Origin of the sequence: Corynebacterium sp. (assembly GCF_030532715.1) — a bacterium.
Lineage (GTDB): Bacteria > Actinomycetota > Actinomycetes > Mycobacteriales > Mycobacteriaceae > Corynebacterium.
The window spans coordinates 68,952-84,912 of the sequence record NZ_JAUNKO010000003.1; the positions used below are offsets into that span (position 1 = coordinate 68,952).

The window sequence follows — 15,961 nt, forward strand, 5'->3', positions numbered from 1 at the left end:
GGAACTCAATACGGAGGGCACACCGCAACTGGATACTACCAGCGCGGAGTATCGCTAGTGCTATAGGGGAGAGTGTTTGTGGGCAAACGGGACTTGGGCGGGCTTCCGGCCGTGGGTTTGAGTGTGGCTAACCAGAAGTAAATCAACCCCGTGGGGGTAATTTTCTAGTGGCTTTCTCAGAAAAATAGCTAGTGCACATGCTATTTCCTTGGGTTGGGGAGTGGTTATGTCTCAGTGTGGTGTGTTTCTCACCGAAGGCAGAGACGAGGGGCATAGAACATCGTTATTGTGGTTGGTGTTAAGTCTGTCGAACGACTTTTAAGTCAGGAGAGCTAATGTCCGCACCAGAAATCAAAGGTCTTGTGGGTCCCGCCCCTACCAAGAACGAAGCACTGCTTGAGTGGATCGCCGAAGCAGTCGAATTGTTCCAGCCAGAGGCCGTAGTATTTGCAGACGGCTCGAGTGAAGAGTGGGATCGGCTAGGCGCTGAACTGGTTGAAGCAGGTACCTTCATCAAACTCAACGAGGAAAAGAAGCCAAACAGCTTCCTTGCTCGTTCCAATCCTTCGGATGTTGCTCGTGTAGAAACTCGCACCTTTATCTGCTCCGAAACCGAAGAGGGCGCAGGCCCGACGAATAACTGGGTCGACCCAGCTGAAATGCGGGCGGAGATGACGGAGCACTACCGTGGCTGCATGAAGGGCCGCACCATGTATGTGGTGCCGTTCTGCATGGGCCCGATCACCGACCCGGACCCGAAGTTGGGTGTGCAGCTTACGGACTCCGCTTATGTGGTCATGTCTATGCGCATTATGACGCGTATGGGTTCCGAGGCGCTAGAAAAAATTGGCACCGACGGTGACTTCGTGCGCTGCTTGCACTCTGTGGGTTATCCGCTGGAGCCCGGCCAGGAAGATGTGCCGTGGCCTTGCAACGACGCCAAGTACATCACCCACTTCCCGGAAACCCGCGAGATTTGGTCCTACGGTTCCGGTTATGGCGGCAACGCAATTTTGGCCAAGAAGTGCTACGCGCTGCGTATTGCGTCCATCATGGCTAAGGATGAGGGCTGGCTTGCGGAGCACATGCTGATCCTGAAGTTGACCTCCCCGGAGAAGAAGGACTACTACATTGCCGCCGCCTTCCCATCGGCTTGCGGTAAAACCAACCTGGCGATGCTACAGCCCACCATCGACGGCTGGAGCGCGGAAGTTGTCGGCGATGATATCGCGTGGATGCACTTCGGTGAAGACGGGCGCCTGTACGCCGTGAACCCGGAGAACGGTTTCTTTGGCGTCGCCCCCGGCACCAACTACTCCTCCAACCCGAACGCCATGTACACCATGGAGCCGGGCAACTCCATCTTCACCAACGTCGCACTCACCGACGATGGTGACGTCTGGTGGGAAGGCCTCGAAGGCGAGCCGGAGCATCTGATCGACTGGAAGGGCCGCGATTGGACCCCCGATTCTGAGGAACCTGCCGCGCACCCGAACTCTCGGTATTGCGTGCCGATCTCTCAGTGCCCGGTGGCTGCGCCCGAGTTCAATGATCCCGCCGGCGTACCGATCTCCGCCATTCTGTTCGGTGGCCGCCGTGCCGACACCGTGCCGCTGGTTACCCAAGCGCACTCCTGGAATCACGCCACCATGATCGGCACGCTGCTGGCGTCTGGCCAGACGGCTGCTTCTGCGGAAGCGAAGGTCGGTTCCCTCCGCCACGACCCCATGGCGATGCTCCCGTTCATTGGCTACAACGCTGGCGATTACCTCCAGCACTGGATCGACATGGGTAACCGCGGCGGCGACAAGATGCCCGAGGTGTTCCTTGTGAACTGGTTCCGCCGTGGCGAAGACGGCCGCTTCCTGTGGCCCGGCTTCGGCGACAACAGCCGCGTGCTCAAGTGGATCGTTGACCGCATCGAAGGGCGTGTCGACGCCGAGCAGACCGTCGCCGGCTTGACCGCCCGCGTTGAGGATCTCGACCTCACCGGTTTGGAAACCCCGCTGGAAGACATCCGCGAAGCTTTGAGTGCACCCGCCGAACAGTGGGCCGCAGACGTCGAAGACAACGAAGCTTGGCTGGCTGAACTTGGCCCGAAGGTCCCGGCCGAAGTTCTGAAAGAATTTGAGGCATTGAAGAAGCGCATCAGCGACGCTTCCTAACATGACCTTTGCCCCCACCGGCTCTCGGTGGGGGCTATTTCTTTTCCAACACCACCACAAGGTTGCTCACGAACACTTCGCGCACGAGGGGGACGTGCACGAGCCACCAAGCCCACCACGGGTGGTAGCGCGGAAAGGCTTTGATAAGCCGCGCACCTCGCGCTTGGTTGGCCCAGCGCAAGCCAGCCGCGCAGGACACGTTAAAAAGGGTGGTGCCAAAGGAATTTTTCGGCGGGTGCCCGTGGATGCGAGTGTAGCGATCACGCGCAAACTCCCCGCCGATGTAGTGCTGCCACAGCCCCGTTTCGTGCCCGCCGAACGGTCCGAGCCACACGGTGTAGCTGATTACGGCTATCCCCCCTGGCCGCGTCACCCGCAACATTTCCGAACACATGTCCCAGGGGTTGGCAACGTGTTCCACTACGTTTGAAGAATATGTGATATCGAAAGTATTATCGGGAAACGGGAGCGCGTCTCCAGCGGCGCAGACATGGGAGCGTTCAAACGGATCAACGCCAAGGTACCAAGCCTTTCGCCGTGCGAACGCGTTCACGAAATAGCCGGGGCCGCCACCCACGTCAAGAACCCGCGCACCGCTCAGTGGGGCGAAGAGTTCAATGAGCTTGGCGGTATCCTCCGCCAGCCCGGTGTAAAAGCGATCCGGGTTCCGTTGCTCTTCGGGAAAGGATGCAAGGAGGCTAAGAGAACGACGCAGGGTGGCAAAGTGGCGCATGATAGGGGATTGTATAGGCTGGGTCCGGTATGAAAATTGTTCTCATGTGTTGGCGCGACACCACTCACCCGCAAGGTGGTGGCAGTGAGCGCTATCTGGAGCGGGTGGGTAGCTACCTCGCCCAGCAAGGTCACCAGGTTGTGTACTGCACAGCCGGTCGAGGAAGCGAACGCCGCGACGGTATGTTGTTTATTCGACGCGGCGGAAAATTCACCGTCTACCCGCGGGCTTGGCTAGCCATGCTGCTCGGACGGTTTGGCTTCGGCGAGCTTCAAGGGACCGACGTGGTGATAGATACGCAAAACGGCATTCCGTTTTTCGCCCGTGTCTTTTCCGGCGCGCCGACAGTGCTGCTGACGCACCACTGCCACAAGGAACAATGGCCGGTGGCAGGCAAAATCCTGTCCAAGGTCGGGTGGTTTTTGGAATCCCAGGTGAGCCCCCGGGTGTACCGTGGTTGCCGGTACATCACCGTTTCGGAGGCCAGCCGACGCGAATTGGAATCGCTTGGGGTGCGCGACATCACGGTGATACGTAACGGTGTTGACCCCGTCCCAGCGTTCACCCCGCTGCCGCATGAGGGCATTCACGTGGTCACGCTTTCCAGACTGGTGCCGCACAAGCAAATCGAACATGCGATGGATGTGGTTGCAGCCCTCCCAGACGTTGTGCTCGATGTGATTGGCTCGGGCTGGTGGGCGTCGAAATTGCATACATATGCGCGGGAGTTGGGCGTGGCCGATCGCGTTGTATTTCATGGCCAAGTCACAGAGGAGCATAAGCACGCGCTGCTCGACCGCGCGAAAGTGCACCTTATGCCGTCGCGGAAGGAAGGTTGGGGCCTGGCGGTGACGGAAGCGGCATTGCACGGCGTTCCTACTGTGGGTTATTTCAGTTCCGGAGGGTTGCAAGACAGTGTGCAGCTCGGCGGGTTGGCCAACAATAAGGCGGAACTTATTCGGTTAACGGAGCGGTTTTTATACGCCCCGCCGAGTCCTCCGATCGACGCGAGTGATTTTTCCTGGAGCGCCACAGGGCAGGCAGTAGCGGAAGTATTGGAAGAAGTAGCCAAGCGATACTAAGTCCGAATCCTGTGCGCCATTCCCAACCGCGGCGCGGCACTACATTTGGAATTTGGGTGACATGCTCGCCATCCACGACGATGCCTACTTCGAGTCGTTGCAGCCCGGCAAGGTCGCGGTGGTGCCACGCGGAAAGGGCTGCGGTGTAGCGCGGGGAGGGGGCGTCGATACGCGAGCCATCGACAATGAGTTCGCCCGATTCGACGCTTGCCGAAGCCTTGGTGCGGGGGTCGAGGGTGCCTGGTAGATCGGTGAATAGGACGTCCTCGCCGGCGCCGTAACGCGCCACGAGGGCGTTTGTCGGGCGAAGTTCCCACAGCGCGGCCGTGGCGTCTGGCACCTGTAACAATGTGAGCGAAACCAACAGCCAAACCATTCGAACGTGCCGTGCGAGGGCGACGTAGGCCGGAATGGCGAGGATGATCCATTTCTGGCCGTCGCGAAGCAGGCCGCCGCCCGGGACCTGCAAGAGGGGTTCGAGCAAAGCCGGGGCTAACCAACCCAGCGTGGACAGCACAAACCCGGCGCCGGCGAGGGCAAGCAACCGGTTGGGAATGCTGCGGAATGCGGTGAGCAGTAACGCACACAAAGCGATTCCGGCCAGCGCGAATCCCGCATGTCGCGATGCGGGAACCGAATGTGAGTTCCAAATCCCGCCGAGGCCGGCGAGGGCGCCGAGCGTTCCCACATACGTTTCTGCGCGCGCCGCGAACACCTGAGCCCCCGCGCTCGCGGGTGCCGAATGTATCAGCGAGGGCACGATCCACGGTAATGCGCACGCAAGACCGAACCCAGCAAGGCGGGCTCGTTGTCCGCCAACAACCAGTGCCGTGATCACCCCAACCACAGCGCCGGTCGGGGTCAGCGAGCACAACCACAACGCAACAAAGCGTTGCGCGCCGGCCGCTGGATTGGCCACAATCGGCAGTAGAAGTGCCGCAATCACCAACGACCATTGGCCTTGCAGCAGACGCTCCACAACAAACGGGTTGACCAGCAGCAAGAGCATCGCGGCTGGATACTTACGTTCGTGCCAGCACCCCCAGATCGCCGCCCCGAACAGGGCTACCCGAGCCGCCCACGACGCGGGCAGTATCGTGCCGATCAGCGCGAGGGCGCCATCTTGTGGTGCGTTGCGGGCGGGTAGATCGCCGAAGCCGAACGCGCCGAGCGAGAGCGCCGGATGATCCAGCACCACCATGTCGCGGTGTATCAGTTGCCCCGGCAGCAGCAGTGGAAATAGGAGGAGGCAGGGCAAAAGTACAGCGAGGGCGGCGCGGAGCTTGGGGCTGAGCCTCATGAGCGCATGTGGCGCACCACTCCGAGGAATACGAGCAAACCGCCGAGAATGAACCCGAAATACCTGGTCACATCCAGAATCTTCAGCACCCGAATGTGTGGGGTAGCGACCGCCCATTGCTGGGCTTTGGTTTGCTCATCCCAACGCGCGCCGTGCGTGTACATGTCTACCAGTGTCCCCGATTTCGGTTCCACCCACACTGCGGTGTCCTGATTGGCGAACTTATATACCTTGGTGTCATTGATAAACTCGGCGTCCACGTAATCTACCGGGTCTTCGTCCGCCCACGGGTACGAACGCCGCTCCGTATTAGTGGGGAACATGTATTTTAGGCCGCCGCCCTCGACCGGGTACGCGTTCGCCTTTTGCAATTCCACGGTTTCGGTGGTCCCGTCGGAGCGGGATATTTCCAGCTTCATGCGTCCGCGTTTGCTGGGTTCGCCGAGCGTAATGTTGGTTTCCACGCTTCCTTGTGGGCTGACCAGTACCGAATGCATGACCGGTTCGGAGCTGTAAATTTGGTGCACCACTGCGGGGGCGACGGCGAGCGTGCCCAAGATGAGCGCGCCAACGGCGATGGTGCGGTAGGACATGCGGTTCCTCTAGACTTCGGGGAATGCGGGTTCCTCAATCCTACAACCCCCAGTTGCAAGCGTTGCGCGCTGTGGCCGCCATAGGCATTGTGTTCACTCACGCGGCCTTTCAAACTGCCGCCCCCGCGCGAATCCTCGAACGCTTCGATTTTTTCGTGCCCGTGTTTTTTGCGCTCTCCGCGTTTTTGCTGTGGCGCCCGCCATCGCCCGGCTATTATCGACGCCGCGCTTTACGCATCCTCCCCGCGTACCTCGCCCTCGTGTTCCTCGTCTTCCTGGTGATTCCGGAGGCGTACGGGGCTTCGATGGTTACTATTGTGGCGAACTTTACCTTTACTCAAATATATGTTCCCCATGCGCTGCACCCTGGGCTCACGCATCTGTGGTCACTCTGTGTCGAAGTTGCGTTCTATCTCGCGTTGCCGTTGCTGTATCGCCTGGGTTGGCAAAAAGTCCTTGCTCTCAGCCTGTTGAGTTTCGGTTGGGCGTGGCTGCCATTCGTGCAGGCCGTGGAGGTGGTCAATCTGCAGATTTGGCCACCAGCGTTTTTGCCATGGTTCTGTGTGGGCATCCTGGCCGCGGAGTATCACCAGCGCCGACAATTGCCGGCCCGCGTGAAACGCATCTTCCACATCAGGTCGCTGTGGTGGGCAGTCGCTGCGTTAGCCATGTGGGTGGCCGCCCAACCTTGGTACGGTCCGCCCGGCTTAATCCACCCCACCCCGACGCAATTTGCCTTACGTGTCCTTGCCGGCACGGTTTTTGCCGCCAGTGTTGTTGTGCCGTATGCGCTAGCGCCCGGCTGGTGGGTCCCCAAAGCACTTGAGCGGCTGGGGTTGTGGTCCTATTCATTCTTCTTGTGGCATTTGGCTGTGTTGTCCGTGTCATTCCCTATTCTTGGCATCCGCCATTTTGACGGTAATTTCTGGCCGGTGGTGCTGCTGACAATCGCCCTGACCATTCCGGTGTCGGCCGCAAGCTACCTGTTGATCGAACAACCAGGCAGTAAGTTGCGCCTGCCTACTACGTTGTGGGCGCGGTTGCGCCCCGAGCCGGTAACCAGCGGGACAACGTAAGTTTGGGAAATTGTGTCGGAGCCAGGGCACCGAGGGAGACGCAACACGCCCACGCTAAGAAATCGCGGTCGCCGGCATAACCGAGTTCCGGCCAGGGGGCGTGGGCTAACCACAGGCCCGCCAGCCCGATACCTACAAGCGTGAAGTAGCGATTGCGGGACAGGGACCCCGCGAGCGCCGCGATTGCGCCGACCGGCCCAGCGGTGATTGCGGCGACGGCGGTGGAAAACACCCACAACCAGCGCGAGCTGCGCCAAGCCACCACAGGTACCTCCAGCTTCCGGCGCCGCAACAGCAGGGTCGCCAGCACAACAAAAGCCAACGCGCCGCCGCCAACCAGTCCGGACCGATACGGCCTGTCACCGGCGAACTCAAACCTGACGTCGCCCAGGTCGCCGTGGGGGAATTCAAAAGCTTGGGTGTCGGCGTCAATAGCTCGTGGGGCGAGTTCTGTTGCACCGAGGAACGCGCGCATCCCCGGGTTATAGGCGCGCCCGGTGACCAGCAGCCGGTCGCCGGGGCGCGTTGCGGAAAACTCCGGGGTGGTGAGGGTGACCCATTCGCTGCGGGTGGCCAGGTCGTGGGTACCGCGCTTCAACGGCACCGTTGATCCGCATTCGTGTTCGTGTCCGTCGAGGGTGACTGGGTACTTGCATTCGACACGGACTTCCATATCTCGCGGGGCGGTGAAGCGGCGCAGTACCATCCCGGTGGGTACAAAGATCCGTTGGAAGACGAATTGCTGTACGTTTGGCGAAGTATCCGGCACCACCACGCGGTGGGTGGTGGGATGGCCGGCCACTCCGATTTCCGCGATGCCGCCGTAGGCAACATCGACGCGGACGGTGGACACGTCGCCTAAAAGCTGGATCTTTTCGGTAACGCCGGCACGGAGGATTTCGGGTTCGCCGTTGACTTTCACCTCCATGCGTCGCGTGCCGCGCAGCGTGATGACGGGATCGTGGAATTCGCCGTGGAGTGCGATCCAACCCCTGCCCACTGGGAACCAAGCCGTATTTTCCTGATTATCGACGGCCGCGCTCACCGAGCGTGCCGGGTCCGCCCACCCCAGTTGATGGATACTGTCCCCGGCTGAGGATGCGGATATTTTTGGCCCACTGGTCTCCAGGTAGGTGCGTGGACCCGCAGATGCATAGTCGCGAACCGTGGCGTTTTCGGGCAGGGGGGCGGACACCGCGCCGTCGACGCGGCCGAAGTTGCGCTCTACGTGCATCGGGGTGTCGGTGACAATCTCCGCACCCTCGCTCACCAGTTCGCGGGGTTGGTAGCCGCCAATCTGATCGAGCAGTGCGAGTACCTCACCGCCCCCCGCAACTTTCACTGGGGCGGTGTCCGTCACCATCATGCCGGCCGTGCGGTCCAGCACCACAATATCCACTTCGCCAAACTCGTGGACCTCCGCAGACTCGGGGTATTCCGGTAGGTCATGCTTGCCCAACAGGTCTTTGCGGATCACCACCACGCCCACACCCAATCGGCGGGCCGCGGTGAAGGGATCCGCCACTGCGGAAATGCCATCCAAGCCGCGAATGGTTTCGGGCGGAACGAGGGGGATGGCGTCGCGCACCACCCACGGGACGTCGAGAAGCGGTTGCAACGGCTCGTCTCGAGTGTTTCCCCAGGTAAAGCGGGCAAACTGTGCCGGGGGCAGGATCATGGTGCGGGTATCGCGGGCGTGTTCGTTGAGCCACGCGGCGGCCTCGCGCCAGTAACCGGGGACCTTCGGGTAGGAGCCTTCCGGAAGTAGCCGAAATGCGGGGCTAAGGGACACCACCACGCACAGCGCGGACATCAATATGGCGGCGTCGCGGCGAGTGTTCCAGCGTACGGCTAACGGCAACGCGGCGATACCAAGGCAGAGCGGCAAGCGCAGCACCACGTCAAATTTGTGGATGTTGCGCAGCGCTACCAGGGGGCCGTCGAGAAGCGCGGTGGCATGGACGCTGCCAGCGAGGATGAGCACGCCCAGCAGAAACATAGTGCGCCACACAGGGTGCAATCGGCGCAAGCCAAACATGCCCAAGCCAGCGACGGCGCAGGTAATCAGCACCCACTCCGGCCACACCACAAGCTGATGCCCCGCCAAACGTTCTGTGGTCACATATGGCGTCCAGCTGGTAGTTCCGCGCAGCACCTCCGTCAGATTCAGCCAGCGCGTGGTCACGGCGGCGTTTTCGATGTAATCCGTAAACGGCGGCGCGTACTTGCCCAGCACAAACAGTGGAACAATCCACCACACGCTCACTAGTGCCCACGGCACCCACACGAGGAACCTTCGCTGCCATAATGCGATCACGGCCGCGGGCACGCATGCCGCAATCGTTGCGGTTGCGTTCACCGCACCCATGCAAGCGACGGCAAGGGTGGCCACCCATGGGTTACGGCCCAGCACGCCCAGCACCACCCACGGCGCCAGCATGGTGGGCCACGTCTCGGAAGAAATCGCCCCTAGGGTGGTGAGCGTATGCGGGGATAACACGAACGCCGCCGCGCCCAATGCCCGCGCTAATGGCGTGCCTTGATCAAGGGTTTCTGTGAGCCGGAGGAATCCTGACCAGCCGATGCACAACGCCAGCGACCACCACAGGCGTTGCGCGATCCAGTCCGGCAGTGGGTGCGCAAGGAGGAAAAATAGCCCCTGCGGAAACAGGTAGCCGTAGGCTTGGTTCTGCACCTGGCCGAGGGGAAAGGTATCGGACCATGCTGACAACGCCCCGGCGAGAAAGCCGGCGGGGTTGGCCACGAGGTCATGTTTCGTGTCAGGTGCGGTGAGTCCAGGGGACTGCACAAAGCACAGAAACGTCAGCAGTGCCCAGCCGATGCGGTGCACTATTTGCGGGAACCGTATTCCGGACCGCCCAGCAACGGATCCTTGATGCTCTCGCCCTGCTGCAGCGGAACGGCATTAGGCTGCGAAAGTTCCGCGATGCCGGCGATGGCTGCCACCCCTAGCACCACTCCAATGACAGCGCTGGCTAGGGCGGGGCCTAAGGAACGCCGAGTCAGTGATTGGGTATCAAAGGCCATCCACGCTCTCCTTTCTCGTGCGTTGGGCGATTGTTAAGGAATTACTTCCATGATGCAACACAATATGCGTGGCGCCAAGATGCGCCGATCGGGTGTGTCTCGCCTTGTGATAGTAAACATGCAGCACAGGGTGTGCTCGGGAGTTGTCGGCGGGTTTGGGCGGAGGGAGATTCTTTAACTGATCTCAGCTTACGCGGTACGCTGGTTTGCGTGCGTGCATCGAAGACCTCACTGATAGTGCTCGGCCTATTGATCGGCCTGTTTGCACTGTCCATTCTCGCCTATGGGGTGGATTTTTTCCTGTCCCGTGGCACGGTTCCGCGCGGAACGACCGTCGCGGGAGTAGCTATTGGGGGACTCTCCCCGAGTGAAGCTGAGAAACGGCTGCAAACCGCCAAAACGCCTACCAAAGTTGAGATTACGGCGAATGATATGAAGGCGACTTTTGCGCCTGCGGAGGCTGGGCTGGCCCCCGATTGGAAAGCTACGGTGGCGGCTGCGGGGACCCGCGGGCTGAACCCGTTCCCCATCACCCAGGAAGTTCCGGTGGTGAGCAAAGTGGACGAGGCGAAGTTTAAGGTGACCGCCGACCGCCTTGTCCACGAGCTTTCCAGAGAGCCTGTCGACGGTGCGGTGGCCCTCGAAGCCGGAAACGTGAAGGTGACCGACCCCATCATCGGCCAAAAAACAACCGTTGACATGCTGAAAGTGATTCAGGAGGATTGGGTAAATCCGGCGGGTGTGAAGGTGAAGGTGCCCACCACCGATCCGGCGATTACCGCTGACATTGTGGAAAAAGTTGCCGAGGGGGAGGCGAAAACCGCTGTCTCTGGGCCGATTACCTTGCACGGCCGGGACGCGGAGGGCGTCATTCCGCCAGAGCGGATGGGCGAAGTGGTCACCTTTGTGCCTGACGGGAAACACTTGCGTGGTGACGTCAACGGGGAAGTGGCCCGCAATATCCTGTCGGAGGGCATCGGTAAATCCGAAAAACCCAAGAAGAACGCGAAGATTACCCCTAGTGGCGTGGAGCCGCACGAAGACGGGGTGCGGGTGGATTGGGACCTTGCCCTCAAGGACCTTGACAAGCGCATTTTAGCGCGGGAAGACCGCGAGTTCGACGCCGTGTACATTGATGAACCCGCCACCTTCACCACCGCCCAAGCGGAAAGCGCCACCTTTGATGAAGTGGTGGGTGAGTTCACCACCGGCGGGTTCTCCGCCGCATCCGGGGTCAACATTCGCCGTACCGCCGAAATCGTCAACGGCGCGGTGGTCGCACCCGGCGACGTGTTCTCCCTGAATGAATGGACCGGTCCGCGCGGCACGGCGCAAGGCTTTGTGGAATCCGGCATCATTCTCAATGGTCGTGCTGATACCGCCGTGGGCGGCGGCATCAGCCAATTCGCCACCACCTTATACAACGCGTCCTACTTTGCGGGGATGGAGGACGTGGCACATACCCCGCACAGCTACTACATTTCGCGTTACCCGGCGGGCCGGGAAGCCACGGTGTTTGAGGGCGCCATTGACTTGAAGTTCCGCAACACGTCCCCGCACCCGGTGCTGATCCGGGCGAGCGCGGATTCCTCCAATGTGACGGTGCGCCTCATGGGCGTGAAAACCGTCAACGTGGAATCCGTGCCCGGTGGTCGCTGGGCCCAAACCTCACCCCACACGGTGACTGTGTCTGGGCCGAAGTGTTCCGCCTCGGAAGGCGCGCCCGGGTTTACCACCTCGGACACGAGGATCGTACGGGACCTCAATGGCGCGGAAATCTCCCGGGAAACCACCACCACCAAGTACGATCCCTCCCCGATTGTGAAGTGCCAGTAGTTAGTCCTCCGGCAACGGGGGCAGCACTGGCTCAATCACCTCGGCGATCCCATCCTCATCGTTGGTGCCCGTCGCCCACCGAGCGGCCCGCACCACATTGGGGTGGGCATTGCCCATTGCGATTCCGGTACCAACAAGCTGCAACATTTCGATGTCGTTGTACCCGTCGCCGAAGGCCACGGCGTCGGCAGGCGCAATGCCGAGCTGTTCCAACACCCAAGCGACACCATCCGCTTTCGTCGCGTTGGCAATGGTCTGCGTCTCCCCAGTAGCCAGGGTGCTCAGCGTTCCATCGCAGGTGACGGCGTGTACGGGCAGCCCGAGGCTGATGGGGATCCGCGTGAAACCGGTAGCCAAAATAATCGCCGTTCCCGCGTCGTGCGCGCGCTCCAAAACAGCCTGCGTGGCAGGGGAAACCTGGCCGTTGGACGTGAGCAGGGTGCCCTCGAGGTCGCACACAATTGCCTTCGGTAGGGCACCCAGCCGCTTGCGGTGCGGCAGGCGGGACAGGATCACCCGTGCTTGGGCGGCGATCGGGGCAAGATCGGGGGTGCTCAACTGGGCTGCGCTCGCTTTAATCTGGTCGGTCATTGCGGTGATCTTTTCCTTGCCGTCACTGACGCCATGAGTGACTTCCGTGGTGAGTTCCTCAAGGGTGGACTTAACCCAGGCGACGAGTTGTGGATCGTCATCCGTGGCGGAATTTGAAGGCCGCTGCAACAGTGACTTTACCTGCGCGTTTAGTGCGGCGAGGTCGTCGCGAAGCTTTCGGATGCGGGTGCGCTCCACGTCGACGATGTGGTCTTCCACCTGGGCTTGCTGCAAGGTTGGTGCCCCGCCGCCAAATCGTGCCGGCACCCAAAACTCGCCCTGGGGAAAACTACCGTATTGCTCCCGATAGGCCATCCATACGGACTCCAAGCCGCGCTGCATGCGCTGCCGCAGCTCCGCCGTCGCCTCGTCCGCAGTGCCCTGTGGAAACCACGGCTCCAGCACTTTAATGTGCACTGGTGTTTTCGTCCGGCCCAGATGCTTCTTCTGGCCTTTGGTCCAGATTCGTTGGGAGCCAAACAATATCACTGGAATGATCGGAACGTTCGCCTCTTGAGCCATGCGTACGGCGCCGTTGCGGATGTCTTTAATCTCGAAGCTGCGGGAGATAGTCGATTCTGGGAAAATGCCCACGAGTTCGCCTTCCCGCAGCATCGCTACGGCCTGTTTGTAGGAATCCTGGCCGTCGATACGATCTACGGGGATGTGCTTCATCGTGCGCATGAGCGGGCCGGCGATGCGGTGCTCAAATACGTTGGATTTTGCCATAAAGCGAACCAGCCGCTTCTGTGTGCGAAATGGCACGCCGACGAAGGTGAAATCCAAGTAGCCGGTGTGATTAGCAACGATCACGGCGCCTCCCTGCCGGGGGACGTGCTCCTGCCCAGTTACCGTAAGTTTGAGCCCTTGAACGGCGAAGAGTGTTCGCACCAAACCAACGACTGACGTGTAAAAAAGATCCCTCGGCATACACGATATGGTACTCAAATTGGTGGCACTACTCACGGTGGGCTGCCCAGCCACCTTCGATCACATTTTTCGGTATAGTCCGAGTTATATAAACATCGAAAATTGATTCGTTGAAGGAAGGTAAAGCGGTGGCCACAACCTCCAAAACTGCTTTCAATAAAGAGTATTTCGAACAGGCTTGGCAGAAGTTCGAAAACGAACATTTTGATTTGGTGATTATCGGCGGGGGCTCCGTAGGCGCAGGCGCGGCGTTGGATGCGGCAACTCGCGGGCTCAACGTTGCGGTGATCGAGGCGCGTGACTTCGCAGCAGGGACTTCGAGCAGGTCTTCGAAGATGTTCCATGGTGGCTTGCGGTACCTGGCGATGTTGGACTTCCGGCTTGTGGCTGAATCGTTGCGGGAACGCGAGCTGTCCATGGCAACCCTCGCGCCGCACCTGGTGAAGCCGTTGCGCTTCATTTTTCCGCTTACGCACCGTATTTGGGAACGTCCGTATATGGCGTCCGGCTTTATGCTGTACGACCTGATGGGTGGTGCGAAGACCGTCCCCATGCAGAAGCACCTTTCGCACAAAGCAACGAAAAAGATTGCGCCGGGGCTGAGGGATGACGCCCTCGTTGGCGGCGTGCGTTACTACGACACGCTTGTTGACGACGCGCGCCACACCATGACCGTCCTGCGTACCGCCGCGGAATTTGGCGCCACCATTCGAACATCTACCCAGGTGGTTGGGTTCGAAAAGGAAGGTGAACGGGTCGTCGGTGCGCAGATCGTTGACAGCGACACCGGTCGACGCACTACCCTCCGCGGCTCCGCGTTTATCAACGCCACCGGCGTGTGGAGCGACGAACTGGAAAAACTTGCCGGCGTGGAAGGTAAGTTCTCGGTACATACATCCAAGGGCGTGCACATTGTCGTGCCCAAGTCCTGCCTGGAAGCGGACGCCGCGCTGTGCTTCGTCACTGAAAAATCCGTGTTGTTTGTTATCCCATGGGGCGAGTATTGGATCATCGGTACTACCGATACGGATTGGACGCTGAACCTGGCTGATCCGGCGGCCACCCGCGCGGACGTCGACTATATTCTCGAACACGTCAACGCGAAGGTGCGGCGCCCCATTGGCTACGAGGATATCGTTGGCGTGTTTTCCGGCCTGCGCCCGCTGGTGGAAGGTTCCTCCGATTCCACCACGAACCTGTCGCGGAACCACGCCGTGGCGCGAGTGGCGCCCGGGTTCGTGTCCGTGGCGGGCGGAAAGTACACCACGTACCGGGTGATTGGAAAGGACGCGGTGGACAAGGCCGTGGAAGACATCCCCGGTGCGGTGTCCGAATCCGTGACCGAATCAACGCCGCTGTTGGGGGCGGATGGTTACCACGCGCTGGCAAACCAGGTTCCCGCGTTGGCGCGACGCTTGGGCATCACCGAAAGCCAGGTCGAGCATCTCCTTGGCCGCTACGGCTCCCTTATTTTTGAGGTGCTCGCCCCCGCAGCGGAGAACCCTGAGCTCTTGCAGCCGGTGCCTCATGCGGAAGGCTACCTACTTGCGGAAGTCCTGTACGCCGTCACCCACGAAGGCGCGGTGCACCTCGAAGACATTCTGCATCGGCGACTGCGGGTATCCATGGAGTATCCGCACCGGGGTGTCGAGTCTGCCGACGCCGTGGCCGCGCTCGTCGCAGATACCTGCGGATGGGACTCCGAGCAGGTCGCCCATGAGGTGAAGGTATTCAAGGATCGCACGGCGGCCGCATTGGCGGCGGAGCAGCAAGTGACGGACCAAAAGGCCAATGAGATTGCGACGGCGGTGGAAGATTCGCGGCCGGATATTGACACCGGACAGGACCGCTAATGATTGGGGCAGGACAAGTATTTGGCTGGGAGTTTCTCGGCACAGCGATGCTGCTGTTGTTCGGCAATGGGGTGTGCGCGGCGAATGCGTTGCGTACCTCGGCCGCGCGCGGTTCCGGCTGGTTGGTCATCGCCCTCGGCTGGGGCCTCGCCGTGTTTATTGGTGCCTCCGTCGCGGACATTTCCGGCGGTCATCTCAACCCAGCCGTGACGCTCATGGTTGCCGTGCAAGGCAATGTCGCCTGGGGGCTGGTGCCGTTCTATATTGCGGGCCAGCTTTGCGGCGCCATGGTTGGTGCGTTGCTCGCCTGGGTAGTGTTCAAGCAAATGTTCGACGCAAACAACGTGGATGATACCGGCAAGGTGACCCACGCGAACCGCGCCACCGGCAGCATCTTCTTCACACAGCCGGCGCACAACCACAGTGGTTGGAATCTCGCCACCGAGTTCATCGGCACCTTCGCGCTGCTTGCTTTTATTGCTTTCGCGCCAGGGGGCGACGCCGTGCTCGGATCGCTGAAGTACTTCGCGGTGTCGTTTATCGTGGTGGCAATTGGCCTCTCCTTGGGCACGCCCACGGGGTACGCCATTAACCCCGCCCGCGACCTTGGTCCGCGCCTGATGTATTCCTTTGCCCTACCCATCAAAGACAAGGGAAACCCGAATTGGTCATATGCCTGGATCCCCATCCTTGGCCCGTGTCTCGCCGCATTTGCCGTGGGATTGCTCTCACTCGTCCTCTCTAGCTAAAGGAA

At 60.7% G+C, this 15,961-nt stretch carries 11 protein-coding genes; 6 read left to right on the forward strand and 5 right to left on the reverse strand.

Annotated features, from left to right (window positions below; genetic code table 11):
* The first annotated feature begins 335 nt into the window (after window positions 1-335).
* Window positions 336-2,165, forward strand: a complete 1,830-nt coding sequence (locus Q4D83_RS05595; protein ID WP_303173721.1) for a phosphoenolpyruvate carboxykinase (GTP) — start codon at window positions 336-338, stop codon at window positions 2,163-2,165.
* Between the two features lie 34 nt (window positions 2,166-2,199).
* Here the strand turns inward: Q4D83_RS05595 and Q4D83_RS05600 are convergent, their stop codons facing one another.
* Entirely contained in the window at window positions 2,200-2,898 is a 699-nt protein-coding gene (locus Q4D83_RS05600; RefSeq protein ID WP_303173722.1) for a class I SAM-dependent methyltransferase, read from the reverse strand.
* A gap of 29 nt (window positions 2,899-2,927) precedes the next feature.
* On the opposite strand from Q4D83_RS05600, the gene Q4D83_RS05605 reads away from it, so the two are divergent.
* On the forward strand, window positions 2,928-3,980 hold the full coding sequence (locus tag Q4D83_RS05605; protein ID WP_303173723.1) for a glycosyltransferase family 4 protein: 1,053 nt from the start codon (window positions 2,928-2,930) through the stop codon (window positions 3,978-3,980).
* A gap of 1,296 nt (window positions 3,981-5,276) precedes the next feature.
* On the opposite strand, the gene Q4D83_RS05610 is transcribed toward Q4D83_RS05605, so the two are convergent.
* Complete coding sequence (locus Q4D83_RS05610) at window positions 5,277-5,873, reverse strand: hypothetical protein (RefSeq protein WP_303173726.1); 597 nt, start codon at window positions 5,871-5,873, stop codon at window positions 5,277-5,279.
* 23 nt (window positions 5,874-5,896) lie between these two features.
* Here Q4D83_RS05610 and Q4D83_RS05615 point away from each other — a divergent pair, with 23 nt between their 5' ends.
* A complete protein-coding gene (locus Q4D83_RS05615) occupies window positions 5,897-6,949 on the forward strand; it encodes an acyltransferase (RefSeq protein ID WP_303173729.1) in 1,053 nt (350 codons plus the stop codon).
* Here Q4D83_RS05615 and Q4D83_RS05620 read toward each other — a convergent pair.
* On the reverse strand, window positions 6,897-9,800 hold the full coding sequence (locus Q4D83_RS05620; protein ID WP_303173730.1) for an alpha-(1->3)-arabinofuranosyltransferase family protein: 2,904 nt from the start codon (window positions 9,798-9,800) through the stop codon (window positions 6,897-6,899). The two genes, Q4D83_RS05615 and Q4D83_RS05620, sit on opposite strands and share 53 nt — an antisense overlap.
* Window positions 9,800-9,997: a DUF2613 domain-containing protein gene (locus Q4D83_RS05625; RefSeq protein WP_303173732.1), complete on the reverse strand. Its 198-nt coding sequence runs from the start codon at window positions 9,995-9,997 to the stop codon at window positions 9,800-9,802. The genes Q4D83_RS05620 and Q4D83_RS05625 overlap by 1 nt, the downstream gene beginning before the upstream one ends.
* 210 nt (window positions 9,998-10,207) lie before the next feature.
* On the opposite strand from Q4D83_RS05625, the gene Q4D83_RS05630 reads away from it, so the two are divergent.
* Window positions 10,208-11,833 carry a VanW family protein gene (locus Q4D83_RS05630; RefSeq protein WP_303173734.1) on the forward strand — a complete coding sequence of 542 codons (1,626 nt, stop codon included), beginning with the start codon at window positions 10,208-10,210 and terminating at the stop codon, window positions 11,831-11,833.
* Here the strand turns inward: Q4D83_RS05630 and Q4D83_RS05635 are convergent, their stop codons facing one another.
* The gene (locus Q4D83_RS05635; protein WP_303173736.1) at window positions 11,834-13,354 is read right to left on the reverse strand and encodes an HAD hydrolase family protein; all 1,521 of its coding nucleotides are present in this window, start codon (window positions 13,352-13,354) and stop codon (window positions 11,834-11,836) included.
* A gap of 128 nt (window positions 13,355-13,482) precedes the next feature.
* Between Q4D83_RS05635 and Q4D83_RS05640 the strand changes: the two genes are divergently transcribed.
* The gene (locus Q4D83_RS05640; RefSeq protein ID WP_303173737.1) at window positions 13,483-15,207 is read left to right on the forward strand and encodes a glycerol-3-phosphate dehydrogenase/oxidase; all 1,725 of its coding nucleotides are present in this window, start codon (window positions 13,483-13,485) and stop codon (window positions 15,205-15,207) included.
* Window positions 15,207-15,956: an MIP/aquaporin family protein gene (locus Q4D83_RS05645; protein ID WP_303173738.1), complete on the forward strand. Its 750-nt coding sequence runs from the start codon at window positions 15,207-15,209 to the stop codon at window positions 15,954-15,956. The genes Q4D83_RS05640 and Q4D83_RS05645 overlap by 1 nt, the downstream gene beginning before the upstream one ends.
* Window positions 15,957-15,961: the final 5 nt, after the last annotated feature.